Source organism: Aeromonas sp. AE23HZ002T15 (assembly GCF_054165525.2).
In genome coordinates this window covers 171,037-197,670 of the sequence record NZ_CM201342.1, presented here as the reverse complement: position 1 = coordinate 197,670, position 26,634 = coordinate 171,037, and the positions used below count along the sequence as shown (strand labels likewise).

25 protein-coding genes are annotated in these 26,634 nt (G+C 60.7%); 4 read left to right on the top strand and 21 right to left on the bottom strand.

Translation table 11 applies throughout. The features are described 5' to 3' along the window. Positions 1–121: 121 nt before the first annotated feature. The 14 genes from ACT5M9_RS00895 to yceD all read right to left on the bottom strand — a co-directional run bounded on the left by ACT5M9_RS00895 (position 122) and on the right by yceD (position 11,870). On the bottom strand, positions 122–1,150 hold the full coding sequence (locus tag ACT5M9_RS00895) for a tyrosine-type recombinase/integrase (protein ID WP_457978628.1): 1,029 nt from the start codon (positions 1,148–1,150) through the stop codon (positions 122–124). Between the two features lie 285 nt (positions 1,151–1,435). Then, positions 1,436–2,215, bottom strand: a complete 780-nt coding sequence (locus tag ACT5M9_RS00890; RefSeq protein ID WP_457978630.1) for a TatD family hydrolase — start codon at positions 2,213–2,215, stop codon at positions 1,436–1,438. 27 nt (positions 2,216–2,242) lie between these two features. Further along, positions 2,243–3,190 carry a DNA polymerase III subunit delta' gene (holB, locus tag ACT5M9_RS00885; protein ID WP_457978632.1) on the bottom strand — a complete coding sequence of 316 codons (948 nt, stop codon included), beginning with the start codon at positions 3,188–3,190 and terminating at the stop codon, positions 2,243–2,245. Beyond that, positions 3,175–3,816: a dTMP kinase gene (gene tmk / locus ACT5M9_RS00880; protein WP_457978634.1), complete on the bottom strand. Its 642-nt coding sequence runs from the start codon at positions 3,814–3,816 to the stop codon at positions 3,175–3,177. Before tmk ends, holB begins: the two co-directional genes overlap by 16 nt. Next, positions 3,816–4,817, bottom strand: a complete 1,002-nt coding sequence (gene mltG / locus ACT5M9_RS00875) for an endolytic transglycosylase MltG (RefSeq protein ID WP_438550915.1) — start codon at positions 4,815–4,817, stop codon at positions 3,816–3,818. Before mltG ends, tmk begins: the two co-directional genes overlap by 1 nt. Beyond that, positions 4,807–5,613 (bottom strand): aminodeoxychorismate lyase, encoded by an 807-nt coding sequence (gene pabC, locus ACT5M9_RS00870; RefSeq protein ID WP_457978636.1) that lies wholly within the window; start codon positions 5,611–5,613, stop codon positions 4,807–4,809. The genes mltG and pabC overlap by 11 nt, the downstream gene beginning before the upstream one ends. A 78-nt stretch (positions 5,614–5,691) precedes the next feature. After that, entirely contained in the window at positions 5,692–6,933 is a 1,242-nt protein-coding gene (fabF, locus tag ACT5M9_RS00865; protein ID WP_457978638.1) for a beta-ketoacyl-ACP synthase II, read from the bottom strand. 82 nt (positions 6,934–7,015) lie between these two features. Then, positions 7,016–7,252, bottom strand: a complete 237-nt coding sequence (gene acpP, locus ACT5M9_RS00860) for an acyl carrier protein (RefSeq protein ID WP_005300909.1) — start codon at positions 7,250–7,252, stop codon at positions 7,016–7,018. A gap of 157 nt (positions 7,253–7,409) precedes the next feature. Continuing rightward, complete coding sequence (gene fabG / locus ACT5M9_RS00855; RefSeq protein WP_457978640.1) at positions 7,410–8,144, bottom strand: 3-oxoacyl-ACP reductase FabG; 735 nt, start codon at positions 8,142–8,144, stop codon at positions 7,410–7,412. 13 nt (positions 8,145–8,157) lie between these two features. Further along, positions 8,158–9,093 (bottom strand): ACP S-malonyltransferase, encoded by a 936-nt coding sequence (fabD, locus tag ACT5M9_RS00850; protein ID WP_457978642.1) that lies wholly within the window; start codon positions 9,091–9,093, stop codon positions 8,158–8,160. A gap of 72 nt (positions 9,094–9,165) precedes the next feature. Continuing rightward, positions 9,166–10,125, bottom strand: coding sequence for a beta-ketoacyl-ACP synthase III (fabH, locus tag ACT5M9_RS00845; protein ID WP_438550920.1), 960 nt, complete (start codon positions 10,123–10,125; stop codon positions 9,166–9,168). A gap of 6 nt (positions 10,126–10,131) precedes the next feature. Beyond that, on the bottom strand, positions 10,132–11,151 hold the full coding sequence (gene plsX, locus ACT5M9_RS00840; protein ID WP_457978644.1) for a phosphate acyltransferase PlsX: 1,020 nt from the start codon (positions 11,149–11,151) through the stop codon (positions 10,132–10,134). 9 nt (positions 11,152–11,160) lie between these two features. Beyond that, on the bottom strand, positions 11,161–11,328 hold the full coding sequence (rpmF, locus tag ACT5M9_RS00835; RefSeq protein ID WP_005300935.1) for a 50S ribosomal protein L32: 168 nt from the start codon (positions 11,326–11,328) through the stop codon (positions 11,161–11,163). A gap of 20 nt (positions 11,329–11,348) precedes the next feature. Beyond that, complete coding sequence (gene yceD, locus ACT5M9_RS00830) at positions 11,349–11,870, bottom strand: 23S rRNA accumulation protein YceD (protein ID WP_438550922.1); 522 nt, start codon at positions 11,868–11,870, stop codon at positions 11,349–11,351. A 355-nt stretch (positions 11,871–12,225) separates the two neighbouring features. Between yceD and ACT5M9_RS00825 the strand changes: the two genes are divergently transcribed. After that, on the top strand, positions 12,226–12,588 hold the full coding sequence (locus tag ACT5M9_RS00825; protein WP_520395654.1) for a hypothetical protein: 363 nt from the start codon (positions 12,226–12,228) through the stop codon (positions 12,586–12,588). 39 nt (positions 12,589–12,627) lie between these two features. Here the strand turns inward: ACT5M9_RS00825 and ACT5M9_RS00820 are convergent, their stop codons facing one another. Next, positions 12,628–13,278, bottom strand: coding sequence for an START domain-containing protein (locus tag ACT5M9_RS00820; protein ID WP_457978648.1), 651 nt, complete (start codon positions 13,276–13,278; stop codon positions 12,628–12,630). A gap of 193 nt (positions 13,279–13,471) precedes the next feature. Between ACT5M9_RS00820 and ACT5M9_RS00815 the strand changes: the two genes are divergently transcribed. Beyond that, on the top strand, positions 13,472–14,053 hold the full coding sequence (locus tag ACT5M9_RS00815; protein WP_457978649.1) for a Maf family protein: 582 nt from the start codon (positions 13,472–13,474) through the stop codon (positions 14,051–14,053). 85 nt (positions 14,054–14,138) lie between these two features. Here ACT5M9_RS00815 and ACT5M9_RS00810 read toward each other — a convergent pair whose 3' ends face one another. After that, positions 14,139–14,786: an HAD family hydrolase gene (locus ACT5M9_RS00810; protein ID WP_457978651.1), complete on the bottom strand. Its 648-nt coding sequence runs from the start codon at positions 14,784–14,786 to the stop codon at positions 14,139–14,141. Beyond that, positions 14,786–15,730: a 23S rRNA pseudouridine(955/2504/2580) synthase RluC gene (gene rluC, locus ACT5M9_RS00805; protein ID WP_457978653.1), complete on the bottom strand. Its 945-nt coding sequence runs from the start codon at positions 15,728–15,730 to the stop codon at positions 14,786–14,788. Before rluC ends, ACT5M9_RS00810 begins: the two co-directional genes overlap by 1 nt. Before the next feature lie 413 nt (positions 15,731–16,143). Here rluC and rne point away from each other — a divergent pair, with 413 nt between their 5' ends. Continuing rightward, positions 16,144–19,299: a ribonuclease E gene (rne, locus tag ACT5M9_RS00800; RefSeq protein WP_457978655.1), complete on the top strand. Its 3,156-nt coding sequence runs from the start codon at positions 16,144–16,146 to the stop codon at positions 19,297–19,299. A 778-nt stretch (positions 19,300–20,077) separates the two neighbouring features. Here rne and ACT5M9_RS00795 read toward each other — a convergent pair. The 4 genes from ACT5M9_RS00795 to apbC form a co-directional block, all read right to left on the bottom strand. After that, the gene (locus tag ACT5M9_RS00795; protein ID WP_438550929.1) at positions 20,078–21,550 is read right to left on the bottom strand and encodes an inorganic phosphate transporter; all 1,473 of its coding nucleotides are present in this window, start codon (positions 21,548–21,550) and stop codon (positions 20,078–20,080) included. 356 nt (positions 21,551–21,906) lie between these two features. Next, positions 21,907–22,488: a dCTP deaminase gene (gene dcd, locus ACT5M9_RS00790; RefSeq protein WP_349922219.1), complete on the bottom strand. Its 582-nt coding sequence runs from the start codon at positions 22,486–22,488 to the stop codon at positions 21,907–21,909. Between the two features lie 63 nt (positions 22,489–22,551). Continuing rightward, positions 22,552–23,196 carry a uridine kinase gene (gene udk, locus ACT5M9_RS00785; protein WP_438550930.1) on the bottom strand — a complete coding sequence of 215 codons (645 nt, stop codon included), beginning with the start codon at positions 23,194–23,196 and terminating at the stop codon, positions 22,552–22,554. A gap of 111 nt (positions 23,197–23,307) precedes the next feature. Next, on the bottom strand, positions 23,308–24,390 hold the full coding sequence (gene apbC / locus ACT5M9_RS00780; RefSeq protein WP_438550931.1) for an iron-sulfur cluster carrier protein ApbC: 1,083 nt from the start codon (positions 24,388–24,390) through the stop codon (positions 23,308–23,310). A gap of 185 nt (positions 24,391–24,575) precedes the next feature. Between apbC and metG the strand changes: the two genes are divergently transcribed. Continuing rightward, complete coding sequence (gene metG / locus ACT5M9_RS00775; protein WP_457978657.1) at positions 24,576–26,609, top strand: methionine--tRNA ligase; 2,034 nt, start codon at positions 24,576–24,578, stop codon at positions 26,607–26,609. Positions 26,610–26,634: the final 25 nt, after the last annotated feature.

The window sequence follows — 26,634 nt, the reverse complement described above, 5'->3', positions numbered from 1 at the left end:
TCCCCTGCCCTCTTTTCCCCTTCTCTTGAGGGGGATGGGTGGCAGTCAAGGAAGACGGCTAAATATACCATTGGATCAACAAGATGTAATTTAACATAAATAAATGAGTGACGCGGTTTTATTAAAGCAGACCATCGAGTGCGTGATCGGAGAACTTGTGGGCATCGTCGAAGTATTCCTGCAAGGTTCGCATGTCCTTGTGGCGGGTCACCTCGATGATCTTGTTCATGGGTTTGCCGGCGGTGACCGCCGAGGTGATAAAGCCTCGGCGCAGGCTGTGGCCACTGACATAGAGGCTGTCGATGACCTGACCGGTGCGCCGCTTGATCATCAGGTTGATGCCCTGCGGGCCGAGTGATTCAGGCATCAACTGGCCCCAGCGATTCATGCGGCGAAACAGTGGCCCCTCGTTAATCCGGCTTTTCTTGAGCCAGTTCTGCAATGCCCTGACGGGACAATAGTGTTTGCCCGGGATGAGGGCGATCTCGGTTTCATGCAACTGATGCTTGCTCGGCTTGAGGCGAAGCCTTATCCCCTGCCCCACGAAGTCGAGATCGCTCACCTCAATGCGGGCCGCTTCCGAGCGGCGCAGAGCGCCACTGAACATCAGCAGCAGCAACGTATGATCCCGCAAACCTGCGAGGTTACTGGTATCTATCTCGTCCAGCACCTGGGTCAGCGGCTGCAGGGTCAGGGCCCCTGTCTTGCGCTTGCGGTTATCACCGAGGCGCACTATGCCGCGCATCATCTCCTTGATCTCCGCATGCTCGGTCGGCATGGAATGGATGCCTTTTTGCTTGAAGGCGTAGCGAATGCCGGCGAGACGCCGCACCAGGGTCGCGGGTTTGCGTGGTTCACCGTTGCGAAGCTCCCCCTTCCCTTCCCGCTTATCGAGCCAGACCCAGTCGGCGAGAATGCCGTCGGCCTGATCCGCCAGGAAGTTCATGATGTCGTGATGGGTGGTTTGCAGCGGATCCAGCTGCTGCAGCTGACACCAGTAGACGAAGATGCGGGTATCCGCCTCGTAGGCATTGAGGGTCGAGTCTGCCTTGGCGCTGCGCAGGAATCGTCTCGCCCGGCTGTTTAGCTGGGGATCGAATACCGCCTGCAATGACTGATTAGCCGGGTTTGAGATGCTGGGGTAAGTCACGTAAGCCTATGATTCAAATTGGAGTTCGAGAGGATCTTACAGGATCTTGCAGATCCATCAAGTATCGATAATGAATATTATCGATACTTATAGGGAGTCTATTTTAACCCCTTCAGCATCGGTGATCTCCTCCACCCCCGAATACCATTTCACCTGTCTCCAGAAACCGAGGCGCTTCTATTCCCCCCGACATGTGAGAGATAACATGGTTCGGTGTTCATTTTTATCAGGTGGATTGTGCTCGCGATTGAAAATAAAAAGGCCCCATCAACGGGGCCTTGTCGATCATTTTTTTGCCAGCCTGAACAACTCGAAGAAGTTGTGGCTGGTGGCCTCGGCCAACTCCGCCAGCGGGATCTCGCGAAGGTCCGCGATAAACTGGGCGACGTCGCGCACGAAGGCGGGTTCGTTCTCCCTCCCCCGATGGGGAATGGGGGCCAGATAGGGCGAGTCGGTTTCGACCAGCAGCCGCTCGAGGGGCAAGGCCTTGACCACGGCCTGCAAGGCGGCGGCATTCTTGAAGGTGACTATACCGGAGATGGAAATATAGAAACCCATTTCCATGGCGGCTTCGGCCATCTCCAGGGATTCGGTGAAGCAGTGCAACACGCCGCCCACCTGCTCGGCCCCCTCTTCGCGCATGATCCGCAATGTATCTTCCTGGGCATCCCGGGTATGAATGATAAGCGGCTTGTTCAAGGCCCGCGCCACCCGGATATGTTCACGGAAGGAGGCCTGTTGGACCTCCTTGTTCTCCGGCGAATAGAAATAATCCAGCCCCGTCTCGCCGATGGCGACAACACGCGAGTCTGCGGCCTGAATCAGCAGCAGTGCCGCATCGACCCCGGGCTCCTGGTTGAGAGGGTGAACCCCGCAGGAGGCAAACACCTGGGGATAAGGGGCGATCGCCGCCAGCATGGTCGGGAACTGGGCCTGGGTCACACTCACGCAGAGGAAATATCCCACCTCCAGGGCCGCGGCCTTGGCCAGCACATCGGCCATGTCGGTCTGCTTGCTGCCATAGCTCAGGCGATCGAGGTGACAATGGGAATCAACGAGTAACATAGCTAACCTTGTGTGCTTGAACGCCGATCATAACCAGCGATTGAGCCAGTTCATCAGATGGATAGTGGGGTTGGAGAGCTGGCCCGGCTGACAGGCAGCCTTGAGCCCGACGAGTTGTTGCTCCGCCTCCAGTAATTTTTCACTGGAGTGGCGCTCGGCCAACTGCTGGCTGAGGGCCGCGAGATCCGGCATGGCCAGCTGGTGATGGCCACAACCGGCCTGGGTCTTGAGCGCATCGCACAGAAACAGCTGCAACCAGTGCAGGCGTACCTGACTCTCTTCAGCCAGCTGGGCACAGACGCTGGCTGTGCGGGTCGGGGTCTGCGACAGGGAGACGAAACTCTCCAGCAGGGTCCGGCGAGCCTCATCTTGCTGGGTTTCGATATAGTTCAACACCCGCAGCGGCGCCCCCTGGCAGATCCGCACCTGAGCCTGGGTCGCCTGATGCCCCTGCGCTGCGAGCCAGTTTAGCGTCTCCCCTTCCGCCGGCAACTGGCAGACGTGTTTGTGACAGCGACTCAAGATGGTCGGCAGCAGGCGGGAGACTTTGGAGGCGATGAGCAGCAGCAGGCTGTCGCCGGCCGGTTCTTCCAGGGTTTTCAGCAGGGCGTTGGCGGCAGACTCCGTCATGCGCTCCGCATCCGTGATGATCACCACCTTGCCTCGGCCGAGTTGGGAGGTGCTCTGCAACCGGGAGCAGATCTCGCGAATGGCCTCGACGCCTATGGTCTTGCTGTCACTGCTGATGGTGCCCAGATCCGGGTGATGACCCTTCTCCAGCAACTGGCAGGAGTGGCAACAACCACAAGGCTCACCCGCCTCGGGTTGCTGGCAAAGGTGTAGCCTGGCCAAGCGCTCGGCCAGCTGCTCCTTGCCAAGACCGGGATCGCCGAGCAGCAGCCAGGCGTGGCCGAGGCGACCACGCTGGGCACTTTGACTCAAGGCCTGCCAATCCGGGATCAGCCAGGGATACATGAGGGCTCGCTCGCCAGGTAGTGGCCGAGGGCCGATTCAATGGCGGCCTTGACCTCGGCCGGCGTCTGGCCGGCGTCGATCACCTTGATGGAATCATCCTGCGCCGCCAGCGCCAGGTAACGAAGACGAGTGCGCTCGAAGAAGCCGATCTTTTCCAGCTCGATGCGATCCAGCTCGCCGCGATGACGAGCCCGCTGCAGACCGAGAGCGGGATCGATGTCCAGATAGAGGGTCAAGTCCGGTTTGAAGTCGCCGAGCACCGCCTGCTTGATGGCGCCGATGAGTTTGGCATCGATGCCACGGCCGCCCCCCTGATAGGCCTGGGAGGAGAGATCGTGCCTGTCTCCCACCACCCAGACGCCGTCCGCCAGGGCGGGCTTGATCCGGGTCTCTACCAGTTGCACCCGGGAGGCGTACATCAGCAGCAGTTCTGCTTCGATGGTGAGGCGCTCGTCGTGCACCTCCTTGACGATGGCGCGCATCCGCTCGGCGAGCGGTGTGCCGCCCGGTTCACGGGTGCACTCGATCCGCCCAACCCCGCGAGCCTGCAGGTAGTCGGTGACATAACGTACGGCGGAGCTCTTCCCTGCCCCTTCGAGTCCTTCAATCACGATAAATTTTGACATTAGGGTTTCTTCAATATGTATTCGCGCACCGCCCGATTGTGTTCATCGAGGGTCTTGGAGAATTGATGGGCCCCGCCCCCCTTGGCGACGAAGTAGAGATAATCGGTCGACAGGGGATTGAGGGCCGCCTCGATAGAGGCCTTGCCCGGCATGGCGATGGGGGTCGGCGGCAGGCCGTCGATCACATAGGTGTTGTAGGGGTTGATATCGGTCAGATCGCTGCGGCGGATGTTGCCATCGTACCTGTCCTTGACCCCGTAGATGACGGTGGGATCGGTCTGCAGCTTCATGCCGAGGCGCAGGCGGTTGACGAAGACGGAGGCGATCTGCGCCCGCTCGTCCGGCTGGCCGGTCTCTTTCTCGATGATGGAGGCCATGATCAGCGCCTCATAGGGGCTCTTGTAAGGCAGATTGGCCTGACGCTTGTCCCAGCTCTGCTGCAGGAAGGCCTGCATGTCCTGATAGGCGCGGCGCAAGATGGAGATATCGCTGGCGTGAGTGGTATAAGCATAAGTCTCTGGCAGGAACCAGCCTTCCAGCTTGCCATTCTCGATGCCCAGCTCCTGGGCGATCTCCGTCTCGTCCTGCTCCACCGTCAGCCGCTCCAGATAGGGGGCGCTGGCGAGCTGCTTTTGCCAATCCTCGAAGCGGGACCCTTCCACGAAGGTGAGGCTGAAGTGAAACTCCTTGCCGGAGGCGAACAGGGAGAGGGTCTCCTTGAGGGGAGCCCCCTCCTTGATCTCATAGGTGCCGGACTTGATGGCCACCAGTTCGGGATGGCCGCGCAGCCACAGACGCACCGCCCAGGGAGCGGGTTCCCCCTCCCCGAGCTCGGTGATGAGACGCGCCGCATGGGCGCCCTTCTCGACGGTGAAGAGGCGGGTCGGCCCCTTGTTGGTGAGGGTCTCCACCTCTTGCCATTTGTAATACACATAACCCCCGGCGACGGCGACCGTGAGGGCCGCCCCCGCGAGCAGGGTGTAAAGCCGATTAAACTTCAATGACCAAACGCTCCTGTAAACGGCGGATCAATACCGGGTTGGGATAGTCTTGATCGCCGATGCGATTGAGCGGCACTATGCCCATCAGGGTATTGGTCAACCATACTTCTTCGGCCTGCCACAGTGACTCCAGCGGAGCCTCCACGACACGCAGTTCAATGCCCATCTGTTTAAGCATCCCCATCACTCGTCGCCGCATGATGCCGTCCACGCCCCCATGGGAGAGATCCGGGGTAAACACCGTCTTGCCACGACGCCAAAACAGATTCGCGCTGACACCTTCTACCAGAAATCCGCGGCTGTTCAATACTATACCTTCGACCCCGCCGCGCGCGGCAAGTTCGCTCTTGAGCAAAACTTGCTCGAGGCGACCGAGAGTCTTGAGCCCCGCCAGCATGGGAGCATCCCCGAGGCGCTGCTGGCAGATCAGCGCCTCTATGCCGCTCCGCTGCCAACCCGGGTAGTGGGCCGGATAGTCGGCCAGCGAGACGATGCGGGTGGGTGAGTCGCAGTTGGCCCCGTCATAGCCGCGGCCGCCGCTGCCACGAGTCAACACGACTTTCACGACAGCCTGCGTCTGACCCGTCGCCAGACTCGCCACCTCGGCGGCAAGCCGATCCCAGGGGATCGCGGCAAAGCCGAGCCGACTACTGGCCTGCTGCAGACGAGCCAGGTGATCCGGCCACCAGACGACCTCCCCTCCCTGCACCAAGATGGTGGTGAAGTGGCCATCTGCATATGCCAGACCCCTATCCCTGGCAGACAGGGCTTCTGTTGACACTCCATTGATCAGCATGCGGGTCCCTTTGATAAAAAAGGCCCGATACTGGCGTATCGGGCCCGACACTTCGCTTAGCAATCTGCCCAGCGAGAATTATACGCGTTTGAAGATCAGGGAGCCATTGGTGCCGCCGAAACCAAACGAATTGGAGAGGGCATACTCAAACTGACCGGCCTTGGCCACGTGAGGCACCAGATCCAGATCGCACTCCTCGTCCGGGTTGTCCAGGTTGATGGTGGGGGCCACCTTCTGATCCCGCAGGGACAATACCGTGATGATAGCCTCGATGGCGCCGGCGGCGCCCAGCAGGTGACCGGTCATCGACTTGGTGGAGCTGATCATCAGGGCGTTGGCGTGCTCGCCAAACACCTTCTTCATGCCACGCAGCTCGGCCACATCCCCGAGGGGGGTGGAGGTGCCGTGGGCATTGATGTAACCGATCTGCTCGGGGGCGATGCCCGCATCCTTGATGGCGTTCTTCATGGCGCGCGCGCCACCGTCGCCGTCCGAGGGAGGCGCAGTCATGTGGTAGGCGTCGCCGCTCATGCCAAAACCGACCAGTTCGGCGTAGATCTTGGCGCCACGGGCCTTGGCGTGTTCGTACTCTTCCAGCACCAGCACACCGGCGCCGTCACCCAGCACGAAGCCGTCGCGATCCTTGTCCCAGGGGCGGCTCGCCTTCTGGGGCTCATCGTTGCGGGTGGAGAGCGCCTTGGCCGCCGCGAAGCCGCCCATCCCCATGGGAGTGGAGGCCTTCTCGGTACCGCCGGCCACCATGACGTCCGCATCCCCGTAGGCGATCATGCGCCCGGCCATGCCGATGGCATGGGTGCCCGTGGTACAGGCGGTGGTCACGGCGATGTTCGGGCCTTGCAGCCCCTTCATGATGGAGAGATGACCGGACACCATATTGATGATGGTGGACGGCACGAAGAAGGGGCTCAGCTTGCGCGGGCCGCCGTTGACGAGGCTGCTGTGGTTCTGCTCGATGAGACCCAGGCCGCCGATGCCGGAACCGATGGCGACGCCCACCCGCTCGGCATTCTCTTCGTTGATGACCAGACCGGAATCGTCCAGCGCCTGCACACCCGCCGCCACGCCGTACTGGATGAAGAGATCCATCTTGCGGGCTTCTTTGCGGTTGATGCCGTATTGTTCGGGATCGAACTCTTTGACCAGGCCGGCGAAACGGGTCGCAAACTCACTGGTATCAAAGTGGTCGATGAGGGAAATGCCGCTCTGCCCGTTGAGCAGGGCTTGCCAGCTGGATTCGGCAGTGTTGCCCACCGGGGAAAGCATCCCCAAGCCGGTCACCACGACTCTGCGTTTTGACACTGAGGTAGTCTCCGAGAGGTGTTTTATGAGGGAACAAACATAAAAGAAGCGGCCCTTGGGCCGCTTCTTTCAGAACAGGATCTTATTCCTGATTAGCGGTGATGTAGTCGATAGCCGCTTGAACAGTGGTGATCTTCTCGGCTTCTTCATCAGGAATTTCGGTATCGAATTCTTCTTCCAGCGCCATTACCAGTTCAACGGTATCCAAAGAGTCAGCGCCCAGGTCGTCGACGAAGGAGGCAGCGTTCTTAACGTCTTCCTCTTTAACACCCAGTTGTTCGATGATGATTTTCTTTACGCGTTCTTCGATGTTGCTCATGACCTGAATTTTCCTTTAAAAATACGCTATTGCGTCTGGTTGGGGTAGTGTATTCAATTGACTGGAGTTTGCAAGTAGCTTGCCGCTGGTCAAACCACGAAATGTGCCAAACTTCGGCGTACTATCGCAAATTTGAACAGATCTCACGACAAATTGATTACACCATGTACATCCCGCCATTAACATGCAGGGTTTCGCCGGTGATGTAAGCAGCGTCATCAGACGCCAAGAATACCACAGCGGCGGCAATTTCTTTCGGATCGCCCAAACGGGCGGCAGGCACCTGATCCATGATGCCGGCGCGTTGCTCGTCGTTGAGCGCCTTGGTCATGTCGGTCTCGATGAAACCGGGGGCCACCGCGTTGACCGTGATGCCACGGGACGCCACTTCACGGGCCAGGGACTTGGTGAAGCCCACCAGACCGGCCTTGGCGGCCGCGTAGTTCACCTGACCCGCGTTGCCCATGGTGCCGACCACGGAGCCGATGCTGATGATGCGGCCATGGCGCTTCTTCATCATGGCACGCAGCACCGGCTTGCTCAGGCGGTACAGGGAGGTGAGATTGGTGTCGATGATCTCGTTCCACTCGTCGTCTTTCATGCGCATCAACAGGTTGTCGCGGGTGATCCCGGCGTTGTTGATGAGGATGTCGATGTCGCCGAAACGCGCCTTGATATCGGCAAAGACGGTTTCGATAGATTCCTGGCTGGTCACGTTCAGCGCCATGCCACAACCCTGCTCGCCCAGATAGGCGCTGATGGCGGCGGCGCCGCTCTCGCTGGTGGCGGTGCCCACTACCTTGGCGCCACGGGCCGCGAAGGTTTCGGCAATCGCACGGCCGATGCCACGACTGGCACCGGTCACCAGAACCACCTTATCGGTAAAACTCATCTTCTGCTCCTGTTTACTTGGCTTGGGCCAGCGCCTGCTCGAAAGAGGCGGCATCGTTGGCGTGAATGCCTTCCACGCGCGGATCGATGCGCTTGGCGAGCCCAGTCAGTACCTTGCCCGGTCCCATCTCGACTTCGAGAGTGACGCCGTCGTTTGCCATCCGCTCAACGGTCTCGGTCCAACGGACCGGGCTGAACAGCTGGCGCACCAGGGCTTGCTTGATGGCGGCCGGATCCTGCTCACAGGATACGTCCACATTATTGATGACTGCGATGACAGGAACCTTGATCTCGATCCCATCCAGCGCGGCGGCCAGTTTTTCGGCGGCCGGCTTCATCAGGGCGCAGTGAGACGGCACCGAGACCGGCAGCGGCAGCGCACGCTTGGCGCCGGACTCCTTCATCAGCACGTTGGCGCGCTCGACCGCCTCTTTGTGACCGGCGATAACCACCTGGCCCGGGGAGTTGAAGTTGACCGGGGAGACCACCTGACCCTGGGCGGCCTTCTCGCAATTGGCGGCGATGGAATTGTTATCCAGACCTATGATGGCGGCCATGGCACCCGTGCCTTCCGGTACGGCTTCCTGCATGGCCAGGCCACGCAGCTCGACCAGCTTGACCGCATCGGCAAAGCCCAGGGCGCCGCTGCACACCAGGGCGGAATACTCGCCCAGACTGTGACCGGCCATGACGGCGGGGGTCGCCCCACCCTGCTGCTGCCACAGGCGCCAGAGGGCGACGGAGGCGGTCAGCAACGCAGGCTGGGTACGCCAGGTCTTGTTCAGATCCTCGGCGGGACCATTCATGACCAGGGCCAGCAGATCGTAACCCAGCACCTGGCTCGCCTCGGCGAAGGTCTCTTTAATCACGGCGTGTTGCTCGGCCAGCTCGGCCAGCATGCCGACGCTCTGGGAGCCCTGTCCCGGGAAGGCAATGGCAAATCGGGTCATCATTGATTCCTTTAAGGTAAGACGAAATCGGAAAGCGAGCGCCCGGGCTGACGCCCTGGGCGCGGCTTGCTATCAGAAGCGCACCAACGCCGAACCCCAGGCGAAACCACCGCCGAAGGCTTCCAGCAAGACTAGCTGGCCCGGCTTGATGCGGCCATCCCGAACCCCTTCATCGAAGGCGATGGGCACGGAGGCGGCGGAGGTATTGCCGTGCTTGTCGAGGGTCAGCACGACCTTGTCCAGCCCCATGCCGAGTTTCTTGGCGGTGGCGCTGATGATGCGGAAGTTGGCCTGGTGTGGCACCAGCCAGTCGAGCTCGCTCGGCTCGATGCCGTTGGCGGCCAGGGTCTCGGTCACGATCTCGCTCAGGCGCGTCACCGCGACCTTGAACACATCGTTGCCCTTCATATACATGTAGGCCTCGAGCTCGGCCCCCGGCATGCCGCGGTGGGGTTGCGGCAATTTCAGCAGATCCCCATAACGGCCATCGGCGTGCAGATGGGTGGAGATGATACCCGGGGTCTCGCTCGCGCCGATCACCACGGCCCCTGCCCCGTCACCGAAGATGATGATGGTGCCGCGATCTTTGGGATCGCACATACGTGACAAGACGTCCGCACCGACCACCAGAACGTTGCGGGCGGCGCCGGACTTGACGAACTGATCGGCCACGGCGAGGGCATAGGTGAAACCGGCGCAGGCGGCGGCCACGTCGAAGGCCGGGATCCCCGGCACCCCCAGCAGCCCCTGCAGTTCGCAGGCGGCAGCCGGGAAGGCATTTTCGGCACTGGTGGTGGCCAGCACTATCATGTCCAGATCGGCGGCGGTCAGACCGGCCGCGTCCAGTGCCCGCAAGGCAGCCTGATGAGACAGGGTGGCGACGGTCTCGTCGGCCCCGGCGATGCGGCGTTCACGGATCCCGGTACGTTCCACGATCCACTCGTCACTGGTTTCCACCATCTGTTCAAGATCGGCATTGGTACGCACCGAACTCGGCAGGTAACTGCCTGTACCCAGAATTTTGCTATGCATAGAGTTTTATAAATCCCTGTCGGAAAAGACAGATTCAAGGCGATCTGCAATTTGCAATGGAAGCTGATGCTTGGCCTCTTGTGCGGCCAGCAGGATCGCATGACACAGAGCGCGCCGTTCGGCCCGCCCATGGCTTTTTACCACAATGCCGCGCAATCCTAACAGACTCGCGCCATTATACTGGTCGGGGTTCAGGTAAGAAAAACGCCGTTTGAACATAAATCCGGCGAGTCGGCCAAGAAAACTGCGTTTTTTGCGGGGATATCCGGCCAGTTCGGCCATCATACGCACCACCCCTTCGGCGGTCTTGAGCGCCACATTGCCCACAAATCCGTCGCAGACGATCACATCGCTGTCACCGCTAAAGATCCTGTCTCCCTCGATGAAACCGACGAAGTTGAGGGCCGAACACTGGCGCAGCAGCTCGGCGCTGTGACGCACCAGATCGTTGCCCTTGATCTCCTCCTCTCCCACGTTGAGCAGCGCCACCCGGGGGGACGGGATCCCCTCCACCCGCTCGGCGACCACGGATCCCATCACCGCAAACTGCAGCAGGGTGTCAGCATCGCAGCTCACGTTGGCCCCCAGGTCCAGCATCACGGTGCGTTTTCCCCCCAGGGTGGGCAGCGCCTTGATGAGGGCGGGTCGGTCGACACCGGGCAGGGATTTGAGCACACACTTGGCCATGGCCATCAGGGCGCCGGTGTTGCCGGCGCTGACGCAGGCATCCGCCTCACCGGCCTTGACCAGATCCAGCACGACCCGCATGGAGGAGTCTTTCAGGGTGCGCAATGCGACTATGGGTTTCTCGCCCATGCCGACCACCTGGGAGGCATGCACAAAACGAACGCGGGGGTGATCCAGCAAGCCATGTTGCTGCAAGAGAGGGGTGGTCTGGTGTTTGTCACCGACCAGGATCAGATTGAGCTGAGGCAGAAGAGACAGTGCCTGCACGGCGGCAGGCACTGTTTCCGAGGGGCCAACATCTCCCCCCATTATGTCTAGCGCGACAGTTTGCGTAGACAAAGGCAATCCTTAAGCGATTACCTTTTTACCGCGGTAGAAACCATCGGCAGTCACGTGGTGACGACGATGAATTTCGCCACTGGTCTGATCAACAGTCAGTGCAGCGGTGGTCAGGGCATCGTGGGAACGACGCATGCCACGCTTGGCGCGGGTTTTACGGTTCTGTTGTACGGCCATGGTAGGCTAACTCCTAAAATTCACTTACGTTTGAGCTCTTCAAGAACTGCAAAGGGATTCGGCCGCTCATCAGCAGGTTCGATTTCACCCCAGGTCATCTCCATGTTTCCTCGCGGGCAGACATCCAGAGGATGCATGGCCACTTGAGGCAACGAGAGGATGAGCTCATCCTCCAGGATTTGATGAAGATCTATCTCGCCGTTTTCGTCCAACTCAATGGGCTCATAAGCTTCCGGCAGTTCTTCCTCGTTTGTTCTCTCGAACAGCGGAGTGTAGATAAAATCAGCTTCACAAAGGTGTTCGAACGTCTCTCCGCAACGCTGGCAAACCAGGTCGACCTTGGCATGGGCAGTGCCTTTCATAACGGTCAACTTCTGGATGTCTTTACCAAAGTGCAGGGTGACATCAACATCACTTCGCAAGCCTTCGGTTGATTCTTCCAATCTGGGCATCTGCGACTTTTCCACTATCCCGACATAGTCGAGTAGCTTCAAGGCATTACGGACTGGATCAACCTTAACGGGCAACTTCACCTTTTGCATAGGGCGCGAATATTATAGGTCCAACAAGGGATAGTCAAAGGAAAAAGTCCTTACCGCCGATGATTTTAACCGCAAAAGCCCCTTTATGGCAGGACCTCGGGATCATCGGTGGCTGATTATGCCATAAACAGCCGGATCCCACACTGGATCCTGCACGGCATGGGCACCACAGAGGCCGATATGCCACAAGAATCCCCCTGCCCCGCACTGTTCCTCCCCGCCTGAATCGACCAGATTTGACGCTGTGCTCGAAAACTCCCCCCTGGGGCCCGATTTTCTGTCTTAGGATAATCAGGGAGATGAATCGGGATTTGTCTGGAGGTTGTCGATGAAACGCACAGTTCCCTGGTGGTTTATGCTGATTTTTCTCCTCGCAGCCCTACAACCTGTGACGGGTCTCTGCGAAGAGAAGAGCAGCGGCCATGTCTACCTGGATGACGAGATCCCCGTCTTCATTCCCTGCGGATCGGACAACGCCTTCCTGCTGATGGGCCCGGAGAAGGTGTTGCACTCCTTGCAAGGTCAGTGGCGCATGCTCAATGGGCGACAACCTGCCTCCTCTCGCCCCCTCTGCGTGGACCTGACCGGGCATTTCGAAGAGAACCCCGATGCCGAGGGACACTCGGCGGATTTCGATGGCCTCTATCGCATCGCGTCGGTGCTGCTCAGTCAGGCCGAGAGCCCGGCCACATGTCCGGTATTGGTGGTTGAGGACTAGTCGAGGGCTAAAGGCAGGCTGCCTCATCCCTCCCCCTGATCAGGGTCTGGCCATACACTTCTCCTTGCCCGTCAGCAGGGAGGCCTGGCGCCGGGGGGCCGCCTCCATCAGGCGACGAATGGCCTGGAAGCTCTCGAGGGCCGCCTTGATGGCGATGGGATTGACTATCCAGCCAGGCAAGTTGTTGCCCGGGTTGGTATAGGTCTCGAGCCGAATGAGGGTGGAGCCATCCGGCTGGGGCAGCGCTTCCCAGCGGCCGCTGCTGGCCCGGATCCTCACCAGACCGGGGCGCTCGCGCAGGGCATCGGGCTCGGCCCAGACCTTGAGCTCCAGGCCACAATCCGCTCGTCTCGAGACATGGGAGCGGGTGATAAGCTCCCTGTCCTGCACCGGCCAGGGGGATTCCAGCCGGGTGTAGACCAGTTCATCATCGGCGCCGGATCTTGCCAGCACCCGTACCTCGCGGCTCTTGGGCAGCCATTCGCGGTGCCTGGCGGTATCACGCAGCACGGTCAACAGGGCCTCGGGCGCGGCCATCACGCGCATCTCCAGGCGCAATGCCAGATAGGGCCCCGGCGGGCGTGGCTGGGTCCAGAGGTTGACATTCCCCTCCCCCTGCCCGGGCTGCCATCCCTGCCCCCAGCTTGCAAATGTCATCAGGACCGCCATCAGGGCACCGTATTTGATCATCCCATCTCTCCCAACCCGCTCTTATCCGTATGCCAGCCCGATGTGACGCCCACCCCGTGCATGGCCGTTAACCCTGATGTCCCTGTGATGAGGGCGGCGCAATCATCCGCGCCGATGCCAGCTCCCCGTTTGCACCGGGCCCACTGGCCTTATAGAATCAACCGATTGATTTATCACTGGATATCACCACATTATGGCTGCCACTCTGATCCTTGCCTCCACCTCCCGTTATCGCAAGGCCCTGCTGGAAAAACTCGGTCTGCCGTTTCGGTGCGCGGCGCCCGAGGTCGATGAAACTCCGCAACCCCAGGAGTCAGCCCAGACGCTGGTCGCTCGACTGGCCCACGCCAAGGCGAGCGCCATTGCAGACCTGCATGATCATGGGCTCATCATCGGCTCTGATCAGGTGTGCGTCTGTGACGGGCGGATCCTGGGCAAGCCGGGCACGGTGGAGAACGCGGTGGCGCAACTGATGGCCGCCCAGGGCAGGAGCGTCACCTTCTATACGGGTCTGTGCGTACTGGATGCGGCGAGTGGCCGGGCTGAGCAATGGGTGGAGCCTTTCACCGTGCATTTCAGGATCCTGGACGAGGCCGCCATCCGCCGCTATGTAGAGGCGGAGTTGCCCCTGGATTGCGCCGGCAGCTTCAAATGCGAAGGCATGGGCATAGTGCTGTTCAAGGGGTTGGAGGGGCGAGATCCCAACGCGCTGATCGGCCTCCCCCTCATCGCCCTGATCGAGCTGCTGGATCGCCACGGGCTGGCCCTGCCATAGCCTGGGTGGCAGACGTGGCTCGAAGCGCACCGATATAAAAAACGGGAGCCATTATGGCTCCCGTTTTACGATCTCCGGCATTGATTCAGCCTAACAGCTGCCGCAACTCCGCCATGGTATCGACGATGGCGACGGGCTCGTGCTGCGCCAGCCTGGCCCTGTCGTGCACGCCCCAGGTCACCCCGATGCGCGGCATGGCGAGGGCCTCTGCCATCCCCATGTCGTGAATGGAGTCCCCTATCATCACCGCCTGCTCGGGAGCCAGTTCCAGTTCATCCAGGATCTGGGTCAGCATCAGGGGATCGGGCTTGGAGTTCGCCTCGTCCGCCCCACGGGTGGTGGCAAAGAGCGGGCGCAATCCCGTCTCGTCCAGCACCCTGTCCAGACCCCGCCTGGACTTGCCGGTGGCGACAGCCAGCTGGATCCCCCGCCCTCGCCAGTGGTGAAGCAGTTCACTCGCCCCCGCAAACAGCGGGCTCGGCGTGTCGTCGTGCAGATAGTGATGGCGATAGCGGGCGATCAGGGCCTGGGCCCGCTCGCTCCCCTCCTCCAGGGCGAACAACCGGGGGATCCCCACCGCCAGGCTGAGGCCGATGATCTGGTGGGTCTGCAGCGCCGTCGGCACCACTTCCCCACAATCCCGGGCGGCCCCCTGCACGCAGGCGACGATCCGCCCCACCGAATCCATCAGGGTACCGTCCCAGTCGAAGATGGCGAGGCGGATATCCGTCATCAGCGGGCCAGCTTACCGAGGAAGGTTTCGAGCTCGGGGGCCAGCGGTGCCTCCACCTGCATCTCCCTGTCATCCACCGGGTGGGTAAAGCTCAGCTTCCAGGCGTGCAGGAAGAGACGCTTCAGCCCCTGGTTGCGCATGCTCTCGTCAAACGCCGCCTCGCCGTACTTGTCATCGCAGGCGATGGGGTGACCGGCATGCTGGGTATGAACCCGGATCTGGTGAGTACGGCCGGTGATCGGGCTGCACTCCACCAGGGTCGCCTCGGCAAACTGGCGGGCAATGCGGAAACGGGTCTCGGACGGCTTGCCGTCGGCACTGACCCGTACGACTCGCTCGCCGGATTGCAGATCGTTCTTGCGCAGCGGCGCATTGACCACCTTGACGTGGGGCTGCCACTGGCCACGCACCAGCGCCAGATACTGCTTGCGCATGGTCTTGACCCGCAGCTGTTCGTGCAAGCTGCGCAGGGCGCTGCGCTTCTTGGCGACCAGCAGCACACCGGAGGTGTCGCGATCGAGCCGGTGCACCAGTTCGAGGAAGCGGGCCTCCGGGCGCAGGGCGCGCAGCCCCTCGATGACGCCGAAGGAGAGGCCGCTGCCGCCGTGTACCGCCATGCCGGACGGCTTGTTCAGCACTATCATGGCGTCGTCTTCGAACAGGATCTGGCTCTCCAGACGCTGGATGCTGCCGAGGTTGGCGGAGGGCAGCTCGTTCTTCTCGGCCACGCGCACGGGGGGCACCCGCACCTCGTCGCCGGCGCAGAGCTTGTATTCGGGTTTGATGCGCTTCTTGTTGACCCGCACCTCGCCCTTGCGAAGGATGCGGTAGATCAGGCTCTTGGGGACGCCCTTTAGCTGAGTCTTGAGAAAATTGTCGATGCGCTGCCCTTCATGCTCAGCTTCGATGGTGAGCAGCTGCACTTGTTGATGTATCTGTGTCATGGCGCGGATTTTAACACTGCCAAGGGCCCTTGGCTCCATGCTTTGTTAAAAAATGGCGTCTTGCTATAAAAGTGGTTTAAATGGGATAATAAACAAGGTTTTGTCATTGTGTTCAAGCCTTGTACTAAGTGGCCAAAAATTATGCCACCCAATCCCGAAACACCGTGTATACAAGAACATGACGGTTCCCGGGTGCGAGGTACAACGCATGGAGAACGCAAACAGAACCGGTTTAATTGTCTCCACATCGGTATCCCTAATTCATGCCCTCTCGAGAAGGCAGAACCAGAGTGCCCTTAGTTTGCGCCTCATGCATACCCCAACCGGGAGGTTGCCCAAGCATGCTGAAGACCCGAGGCCGGCGCCGGCAGGAACCTGTGGAGGAATCAAAATGACAAAATAATGAGAACTCAATGAAAAGAATGCTAATCAACGCGACTCAGGAAGAGGAGTTGCGCGTAGCGCTGGTTGACGGACAACAGCTCTACGATTTGGATATTGAAAGTCCGGGGCACGAGCAGAAGAAAGCGAACATCTACAAGGGCAAAATCACCCGCGTAGAACCCAGTCTCGAAGCTGCTTTTGTCGATTACGGCGCCGAGCGCCACGGTTTCCTGCCGTTAAAGGAAATCGCCCGCAATTATTTCCCCTCCGGTTATTCCTATCAGGGTCGTCCCAACATCAAAGAAGTGGTCCGCGAAGGCCAGGAAGTGATCGTCCAGATCGATAAGGAAGAGCGTGGCACCAAGGGTGCAGCCCTCACCACCTTTATCAGCCTGGCCGGCAGCTACCTGGTGCTGATGCCGAACAACCCCCGTGCCGGCGGCATCTCCCGTCGCATCGAGGGTGACGAGCGGACCGAGTTGAAGGAAGCCTTGAGCGGTCTGACCGTGCCGGACGGCATGGGCCTCATCGTGCGTACCGCCGGTGTGGGCAAGTCCCCGGAAGAGCTGGAATGGGATCTGAACGTTCTGCTCAACCACTGGGATTCCATCCACAAGGCCTCCCAGAACCGCTCCGCGCCCGTGCTGATCCACCAGGAAAGCAACGTGATCGTGCGAGCCATCCGTGACTACCTGCGTCGCGACGTCGGCGAGATCCTGATCGACAACCCTGTCATCTTCGAGCGCGCCAAGTCCCACATCGAGCTGGTTCGTCCCGATTTCCTCAATCGCGTGAAGCTGTACAAGGGTGATGTCGCCCTGTTCAACCACTTCCAGATCGAGAGCCAGATCGAGTCGGCCTTCCAGCGCGAAGTGCGCCTGCCCTCCGGCGGCAGCATCGTCATCGATCCGACTGAAGCGCTCACCTCCATCGATATCAACTCCTCCCGCGCCACCAAGGGCGGCGATATCGAAGAGACAGCGCTGCAGACCAACCTGGAAGCAGCCGACGAGATTGCCCGTCAATTGCGTCTGCGCGACCTGGGTGGCCTGATCGTCATCGACTTCATCGACATGACCCCGGTTCGCCATCAGCGCGAAGTGGAGAACCGTCTGCGTGAAGCCGTGCATCAGGACCGTGCTCGCATCCAGCTCGGCCGTATCTCCCGTTTCGGTCTGCTGGAGATGTCTCGCCAGCGCCTGCGCCCCTCCCTCAACGAGTCCAGCAGCCATATCTGCCCCCGTTGCCAGGGCCAAGGGGTGATCCGTGACAACGAATCACTGGCCCTGTCCATCCTGCGTCTCATCGAAGAAGAGGCCATGAAGGACAACACCGAGCAGGTTCATGCTCAGGTGCCGGTCGATGTGGCCGCCTATCTGCTCAACGAGAAGCGCAGCTCCATCGCCAGCCTGGAACAACGCAATGATGTGCGCGTGTACATCATTCCGAACCAGCATCTGGAGACTCCACACTACGAAGTGACCCGCATCCGCCAGAACGAAATTCCGGAAGCGGCCAGCTACGAGCTGAAAACCGAGGTGGCCAAGCCGGTCTATCAACCTAAGCAGGCCCAGGTGATCGAGCGCGAACAACCCTTGCTGCAAGGTTTCGTGCAGGCGCCGCAACCCGCTGCCCCGGCAGCAGTCACTGCCGCCCCTGCTCCCCAGGCCACTGCCGCCGCCGAGCCGGGTCTGTTTGGCAAGCTGTTCAAGGCCATCTCTGGTTGGTTCGGCTCCGACGCAGCCCCGAGCGAGGTGAAGGCCCCCGCCGAGAAGCCGGTAGCCCGAGAGGCACGCAAGGAAGAGGGTCACCGTCACCAGCGTGACGAGACCCGCAGTCGTGGTCAGCGTGGCCGTCGCGACGACAACCGTGGCAACCGCACCGAAGCAGGTGAGAAACGTGAAGGCGCCGCCAATCGCGAAAGTGGTGAGAACCGCAATCGTCGTCCGCGCAAAGAGCGTGAGCCGCGCCAGGATCGTGAAGCCCGTGGGGAAACCCGCAGCGAACAGCGCATGGAACGTGAACCGCGCGAGGCTCGTGAGCCTCGTCAGGAACGCGAACCCCGCGCCCCGCGCCCTGCTCGCGAACCCCGTGCTCCCCGTGAGCCGCGCGCCGAGGTGGTGGAAGCCGTCGAGGCCGTTGAGGTGAATGTCGCAGCGACTCAAGCCGAGCCGCGTCAGGAGAAAGAGCAGAAAGTGGCCGAGCGCCGCGAGCGTCGCCAACTGCGCAAGCAGGTCCGGGTCGATGTCGCTGCCGCCGACACCCCTGCCCTGCCCGTTGACGAGCAGATCTCTGACGTCGTGGAAGCCCAGGCCGTTGCCGGTGAGCAAGAGGAGCAGGCCGATGGCCAGCGCCGTTCTCGCCGTACCCCCCGTGGTCAGCGTATCGAAGGTCAGCGTCGCAAGCGCATCAACGAAGAGGCCCGTGGCCAGCGCGATGATGAGCCCCAGGCAGAGGTCCAGCTGACTGCCGCCGCCCAGGCCGATGCCGCTCACGTGAAGGTGGAAGAGCCGGCCGTACCGGTCATCACCATCCCGAGCGCCGAAGCCGTGGCCGCCGCCCTGCAGGCCTCCTCCGCCCTGACCGAGCACGTGGTCGCCGAAGCCGTGGCAGAAGAGGCCGCCGAAGCCGAAGCCGTACCTGCCGTTGAGCAGGTCGCTACTGTGGCCGAGCCTGTGGTTGCTGAAGTCGTGGCCGAGGTCGCACCTGTCGCTGCCGAGCCGGTTGTGGCGCCCGTTGCTGACGTGGTCGTTGCCGAGGAAACAATCGTTGAGGCCCACACCGAGGTAGTGGAAGCCGAACAGGCCCCTGCCGCGGTTGAGACAGCGACCGCTGTCAGTGCCGAGGTCGCGCCAGTGGTTGAACCCCAGGTTGCCGTGGTCGAAGTCAAGGCCGAGGCCGTTGAGGTTGATGTCGCTGCCGAGCCAGTTGCTACCCCTGTGGTCGCAGAGGTTACGCCTGTCGCGACTGCTCCCGTGGCCAAGCCGGTCAACAAGGGCGGCGTATTGGCCCGTGCTCGCAAGGCCTCCGCCCCCATGGCAACCCCGGCCGCCGTGCCTGCCCAGCCAGCCCGCGAACCGGTTGTCCATGCACCGCTCGAGCGCAGTGAAGTGACCACCTCCGGTCGTCACGCCGGCAGCACTGCTGCCAGCAACGTGGCAACCAGCCCGGCCGGTCGCCCCTGAGCCAGCTTGCTAGCCTGATTAAAAGAGCCACACACGTGTGGCTCTTTTTTTGCTCCTCTGACCTACCTCTGTTCCCTTCTTTCCAGCGGCACCGGAATCGCTGGCCAGCCTCTTCTGCACTTCCTCGCCGCTCTTGCGCCCAAGTGGCGACCTCTTGCTGCAATGTACTGATAAACATCAACGACAGCATGTTTATCTGCCTTAGCGAATAAACAGCTATCAGCCTGGTACCAATAGCCAACTTAAGTCATGCCTAGGATGGGTCATCGATATCAAGGTCAATGGCAATGCCTGGCGACCCTCCTCTCATCCTCAGGAGCTTTACCTGCCAGCATCTGCTGGTTGAGTTAACTCCCTCACCTGCCAGCCCGTTGCGCCTATGCACAGCCACCCAGCTGTGATTGAAGGAGCTTGTTACCTCCATGACAAGGCATGCCAACCCCTCCCCCTTTACTACACATGCTTAACCCAGAGTAAGTGTGCTTAACGAATTACCTACTACCGAGCATATGAATGGAGGGTTCGGAGGTGGGCGGGAGCCCTATCGGATCAGAGCCAACCCCGCTTAGGCATCCCCATGGCACAAGGCGTCTTGGTCTGGTGACAGGGTTGCTCGGGTCGGTGAGTCAGGGTGGGATCGGGGATGGTTTTATGTATGACAATTCCAGTTTGATGGCATACAAGCCACTGATGCTGCGTTGGCGAAGCTGTCAGAGTACCCAGCTGGGCAATAAAAAAGGGCCCGCAGGCCCTTTATAAGATGGATGAGGTGCTGGCATCAGCCACCGAACAGATGGTTGCTCACGATGAACAAGCCACCGGAGAGCAGCATGGTCAGCGGCAGGGTCAGCACCCAGGCCAGCAAGATGGTCTTGATGGTCTGGCTCTGCAGCCCGGACTTGTTCGCCACCATGGTCCCGGCCACCGCGGAGGAGAGGATATGGGTGGTGGAAACCGGCATGCCGGTCAGGCTAGCGACCCCGATGGAGGCGGCCGCGGTGATCTGGGCGGCGATGCCCTGGCTGTAGGTCATGCCGGAGGAGCCGATCTTCTCGCCTACTGTGTAGACGATACGACGCCAGCCCACCATGGTACCGCAACCCAGCGCCAGGGCGATGGAGACGATGACCCAGGTCGGTGCGTATTCGGCGGTCGCGGTCAGATCCTTGCGCCACTTGGCGAGATCCGTCAGCTCCTTGGCCGGCAGCGGCAGCTTGGAGACCTTGCGGGCGGTGTCGTCGATGCAGAGCAGCAGACGACGCACTTCGCGGCGATCGGTCAGGCTCATCTCTTCATAGGTACGCACCTGGCCGAGACGGTCGTCCAGGGTGGCCATGGCTTCCAGCACTTCACCGGCGGCGCAGTGGGTCATCAGCTCTTCCTGGGCCTGGGCCGGCACATTGAAGTCCACCAGCTTGGAGACCTGCTGATGGTTGCGCTGGAAGATCTCCATGATGCGCTGGTTGGCGTCCTGGGTTCTGTCCAGATCGTAGGAGCGGCTGTTCATGTCCAGAGCAAAGTAGGCGGGTGCCATGCAGATCAGCACCAGCATCACCAGGCCTATGCCCTTCTGGCCATCGTTGGAGCCATGTACGAAGCTCACGCCCATGGCGGAGCAGATGAGGGTGACACGGGCCCAGAACGGCGGGTGCTTCTTGCCATCCACCAGCAGACGCTCTTCCGGGGTCTTGTGGATCTTGCTGCCTTGCCAGACGCGCTTCATGGCGAACAGCAACAGGGCGGCGATGACGAAGCCCACGGTGGGAGAGATGATGAGGGAGAGCATGATGTCGATGGCTTTACCGACGTTGATGCCTTCCTGCAGGGGCTGATGGGTCATCCAGGCATAGGCGCCGCCTACCCCCAGAATGGAGCCGATCAGCGTGTGCGAGCTGGATGCCGGGATCCCGAAGAACCAGGTCCCCAGGTTCCAGACGATGGCGGAGAACAGCAGGGAGAAAACCATGATCAGCCCCTGGGTGGAATCCATCCCGAGCAGCAGATCGATGGGCAGCAGATGCACGATGGCATAAGCGACCCCGAGACCGCCCAGCATGACCCCGGCGAAGTTGAACAGACCGGAGGCCACCACAGCCATATGGGCCGGCATCGCCTTGGTATAGATAACCGTTGCTACCGCGTTGGCGGTATCGTGGAAGCCGTTGATGAACTCATAGGCCAACACAAAAAAAACGGCCAATACCAAACCGATTGACCACCAAAAACCCAAACCACTAAACATTTCAAACATAAAAACGAACCTGTTTATGAGTTGCGGCGGATTATGCCAGAAGGCTCGGTGCGCCATAGCCGTAGTTGAAATATTTCAGTAAGAAAAAAAAAGGGCATTCCGTCAGAAAATGTCTTAGGCCCAACAGGAATGCGCCTTGTCAGGGATTAATTAAACGCCCTTCTCGCCGTGGAAGTATGAGCCAAACAAGGCCATATCTTGCACTAACTCCCCGTTTTCGCCCGCGTTTCTGTCACAAAACTATGAGCCTTCGCACAAAAGAGGCACCATTGGGCATCCTCTCCCCTCCTTCGAGTGCAAAGGAAAGGAGGGCGCCTCGGCCCCCTCCTCGTTCACTCGCTCGCGGTGTCGTGCGCTCAGTCCTGGTTGATCCGGCTGGCGACCGCCCCTTGCTGGCTCTTGTACTTGGCGTTCTCCCGCTTGTTGTACGGGCGAGCCGCGACCCCAGAGAGCATCTCGAAGTTCAGCGCCCCTATCTTCATCTTGGGGCGCAGCGCCAGGGGCAGCTTGCCGCCGTTGTAGAACTCCAGCACGATGCGACCGGACCAGCCCGGATCGATGCGGTGGGCGGTGACGTGCACCATCAAGCCCAGGCGCGCCAGGGAGGAGCGACCGTCCAGCCAGCCGACGATATCCGCCGGCAGGGTGACGGATTCGTAGGTCACCGCCAGGGCCAGCTGACCCGGGTGCAGGTAGAAGGCTTCGCCGTCCGGGATGTGGATCTCCTCGCTCATCACCCGCTCGATGGCATCGGCCATCTCGGCACTGGTACCGCCGAGGTCGATATAAGGCGCGGTATGATCGCGAAACACCCGAAACTCGTTGCCGAGCAGCACATCGACGCTGACGCCACTGATCCGCTCGATGCCGGGGCGCGGCTCAATCACTATCTTGCCTTCATCCAGATGGCGTTCGATATCGGTATCACAAAGACGCATTCGGCGACTCTCCTGACAAAAGATTCATTTAAAAAAGCCGGGCATCACCCGGCTTTTTCCTGATTAACCGATCAACATGTGGCGGATACGCGCCTTGAGCATGTCGATGGCGATGCGGTTCTTGCCGCCGCGGGGCACGATCACGTCCGCGTACTGCTTGGACGGGTCGATGAACTGCATGAACATGGGACGCACCGTCTTCTGGTACTGCTTGAGCACGGAGTCCATGGTGCGGCCGCGCTCCTGCACGTCCCGCACCAGGCGGCGCAGCAGGCAGATGTCCAGCGGGGTATCCATGAAGATGGAGGCATCCATCAGCTCCCGCAGTCGGCTGTCGGTCAGCAGCAGTATCCCTTCCAGGATGATCACCCGACGCGGGGCGAAGGGGGTGATCTCGTTCATGCGAGTGTGTTCTGTGTAGGAGTAGCGGGGAATGTCGACCGCCTCCCCGTTCACCAGCTGGGTCAGATGCTGCACCAGCAGATCGTGATCCAGGGCATTCGGATGGTCATAGTTGGTCTTGACCCGCTCTTCCATGGTCAGGTGGGTCTGATCACGGTAGTAGCAATCCTCGGTGATCACACCAATCTGACCTGCGCCCAGTTCGGCCACCAGCTCTTCATAGATGGTTTGAGCGATAAGACTCTTGCCGGACGCGGACGCACCAGCAATACCGATGATCACACAAGAATGTTGAGTATCAGACATTGAAAATACCTAAAGAAAGAAGAGCACTGGGGATTGTTTAAACCGATCCATTATATAAAAAAGGGTGGGCCATGCCCACCCTCAAATCCGCAGCAAACGGCCGACAGCCGATTATTCGTCCAGCGCCACCGTGTAGAGCGGGGTCGCAATCGGTTTACCGCTGAAATAGAGCTCGGCCCCGACCCGTCTGGCCAGTCTCAGATAGGACTGTGCCAGCTCCCCTTCCGGTGTCCCGAACACGGTTGGACGCCCCTCATCCATATGCTGACGGATGTCGATGTGCAGGGGCAACTGACCAAGCAGTGCCACATGATACTGCTCCGCCATCTTCTTGCCGCCGCCTGTGCCGAACAGGGGTTCGTGGTGACCGCAGGCGCTGCAGACGTGATAACTCATGTTCTCGACGATGCCGAGCACGGGCACGTTCACCTTGTTGAACATGGCGATGCCCTTGCGCGCATCCGCCAGGGCCACATCCTGGGGGGTGGTGACGATCACCGCCGCCGTGGTCGGTACCTGCTGGGCCAGGGTGAGCTGGATGTCGCCGGTACCCGGTGGCATGTCCACCACCAGGTAATCCACCTCGCCCCAGCGGGTCTCGTGGAGGATCTGCGCCAGCGCCTTGCTCGCCATGGGGCCGCGCCAGATGGTGGCATCCTGCTCGTCCACCAGATAGCCGATGCTGTTGCTCTTCAGCTCGCAGGCCATGACGGGTTCCATCAGCTTGCCATCCAGGCTGTGGGGACGCTCCTTTTGCGTGCCCATCATGGTGGGGATGGAGGGACCGTAGATGTCTGCATCCAGGATGGCGACCCGGGCCCCTTCCTTCTGCAGCGCCAGCGCCAGGTTGACCGCCGTGGTGGACTTGCCCACCCCGCCCTTGCCGGACGCCACCACCAGGATGTTGCGAATGCCCTGTACCGCCGCGAGCTGCTGGGCGCGGGGCATGCTGGCTACCTCTATCTCCCCTTGCCAGTCGATGCGGGTGGCACCGGTGGCGCTACGCAGCCTGGCATCGAAGCTCTCCTTGAGCTCATCGAACAGGGACTGCCCGGCGAAGGGCAGCACCAGCTTGATGGTCAGGGTTGGCCCTTGCTGGTCGATGGCACGCACGAAACCGGCCGCCACCAGATCCTTGCCCCAGCCGGCTGGCTTAAATTCGGCCAGGATCAGTTTTACTGAATCAATCACCATTAACTCCCCATTATGTTGTCGTTATGCTGAGGTGAAAGGTTACCGCACATAAATCAGTGGGTTGCCGACTTGTAGCAGATGCCGCCAGCCGCGCTCAGGCGGGCCACAACCCTAGGCAGGCTGCCCCCAATTCGGGTAACATGCTCGGCACTGTATCATCCCAACAGGCACATAAAGAACGTATTATGGCAACTGATCCTCGTAGAATGCTGGTAACCTGCGCCCTCCCCTATGCCAATGGCTCCATCCACCTTGGCCACATGCTGGAACACATCCAGGCCGATATCTGGGTCCGTTATCAGCGAATGCGCGGCAATCAGGTGCATTTCGTCTGCGCCGATGATGCCCACGGTACTCCCATCATGCTCAAGGCGCAGCAGATGGGGATCACGCCGGAGGCGATGATCGCGGCCGTCTCCGAGGAGCACCAGGGTGACTTCGCCGGCTTCAACATCAGCTTCGACAACTATCACTCCACCCACAGCGACGAGAACCGCGAGCTGTCGGAGCTGATCTACGGTCGCCTGAAAGAGTCCGGCAAGATCAAGATCCGCACCATTTCCCAACTGTTCGATCCGGAAAAGTCCATGTTCCTGCCGGATCGCTTCGTCAAGGGCACCTGCCCCAAGTGCAAGTCCCCGGAGCAGTATGGTGACAACTGCGACAGCTGCGGCGCCACCTACAGCCCGACCGAGCTCATCGATCCGAGATCCGCCGTCTCCGGCGCGACCCCGGTGATGAAGGACTCCGAGCACTACTTCTTCGACCTGCCCCAGTTCGAAGCCTGGCTCGCCGACTGGGTACGCGGCTCAGGCGCCATCCAGGAAGAGATGGCGAACAAGATGCAAGAGTGGTTCGAATCCGGCCTGCAGCAGTGGGACATCACCCGTGACGCCCCCTACTTCGGCTTCGAGATCCCGGGTGCCCCCGGCAAGTATTTCTACGTCTGGCTGGATGCCCCCATCGGCTATATGGCATCGTTCAAGAACCTGTGCAACAAGCGCGGCGACATCGATTTTGACAGCTACTGGAAGGCGGACTCCGATGCCGAGCTCTATCACTTCATCGGCAAGGACATCGCCTACTTCCACTGCCTGTTCTGGCCGGCCATGCTGGAAGGGGCCGGTTTCCGCAAGCCGACAAAGGTCAACGTGCACGGCTATGTGACCGTCAACGGCGCCAAGATGTCCAAGTCCAAGGGCACCTTCATCAAGGCGAGCACCTACCTCAAGCACCTGGATCCCGAGTGCCTGCGTTACTACTACGCCGCCAAGCTCAACAGCCGCATCGACGATCTGGACCTGAACCTCGAAGACTTCGTGCAGCGGGTCAACGCCGACGTGGTCAACAAGCTGGTGAATCTGGCCTCCCGTAACGCCGGCTTCATCGCCAAGCGCTTCGACGGCAAGCTGGCCGACGTCTGCAGCGAACCCGAGCTCTACGCGGAATTTGCCAACGCCAGCGCCTCCATCGCCGAGGCCTACGAGAGCCGCGAGTTCAGCCGTGCCATTCGCGAGATCATGGCGCTCGCCGACAAGGCGAACCGCTACGTGGACGACAAGGCCCCCTGGGTCATCGCCAAGCAGGAAGGGGCGGATGCCGAACTGCAGGCGGTCTGCTCCGTCGGCATCAACCTGTTCCGGGTGTTGATGGCTTATCTCAAACCCGTGATGCCCGAGCTGGCTGCTCGCGCCGAGGCCTTCCTGGGGGAGACGCTCTCCTGGGACGGCATCGCTGCCCCCCTCACCGGCCACCAGCTGACCCCATTCAAGGCGCTCTTCTCCCGCATCGAGTCCGCCAAGGTGGACGCCATGGTGGAAGCCTCCAAGGAAGACTTGGCCAAGGAGCAGAGCAAGAAGCCGGCCGGCCCCCTGGCGGATGACCCCATCAGCGAGACCATCGCCTACGAGGATTTCGCCAAGCTGGATCTGCGCGTCGCGCTCATCAAGAAGGCAGAGGCCGTACCGGAGGCCGAGAAGCTGCTGAAACTGCAGCTGGATCTCGGCGGTGAGACCCGCCAGGTGTTCGCCGGCATCAAGTCCGCCTACAACCCGGAAGATCTGGAAGGCAAGCTGACCGTGATGGTAGCCAACCTGGCGCCGCGCAAGATGCGCTTCGGCATGTCCGAGGGCATGGTGCTGGCCGCAGGCCCGGGGGGCAAGGATCTCTGGATCCTGGAGCCCCAGGAAGGCGCCCAGCCCGGCATGCGCGTCAAGTAAGCACGCCGTATCAGGATGCAAAAAG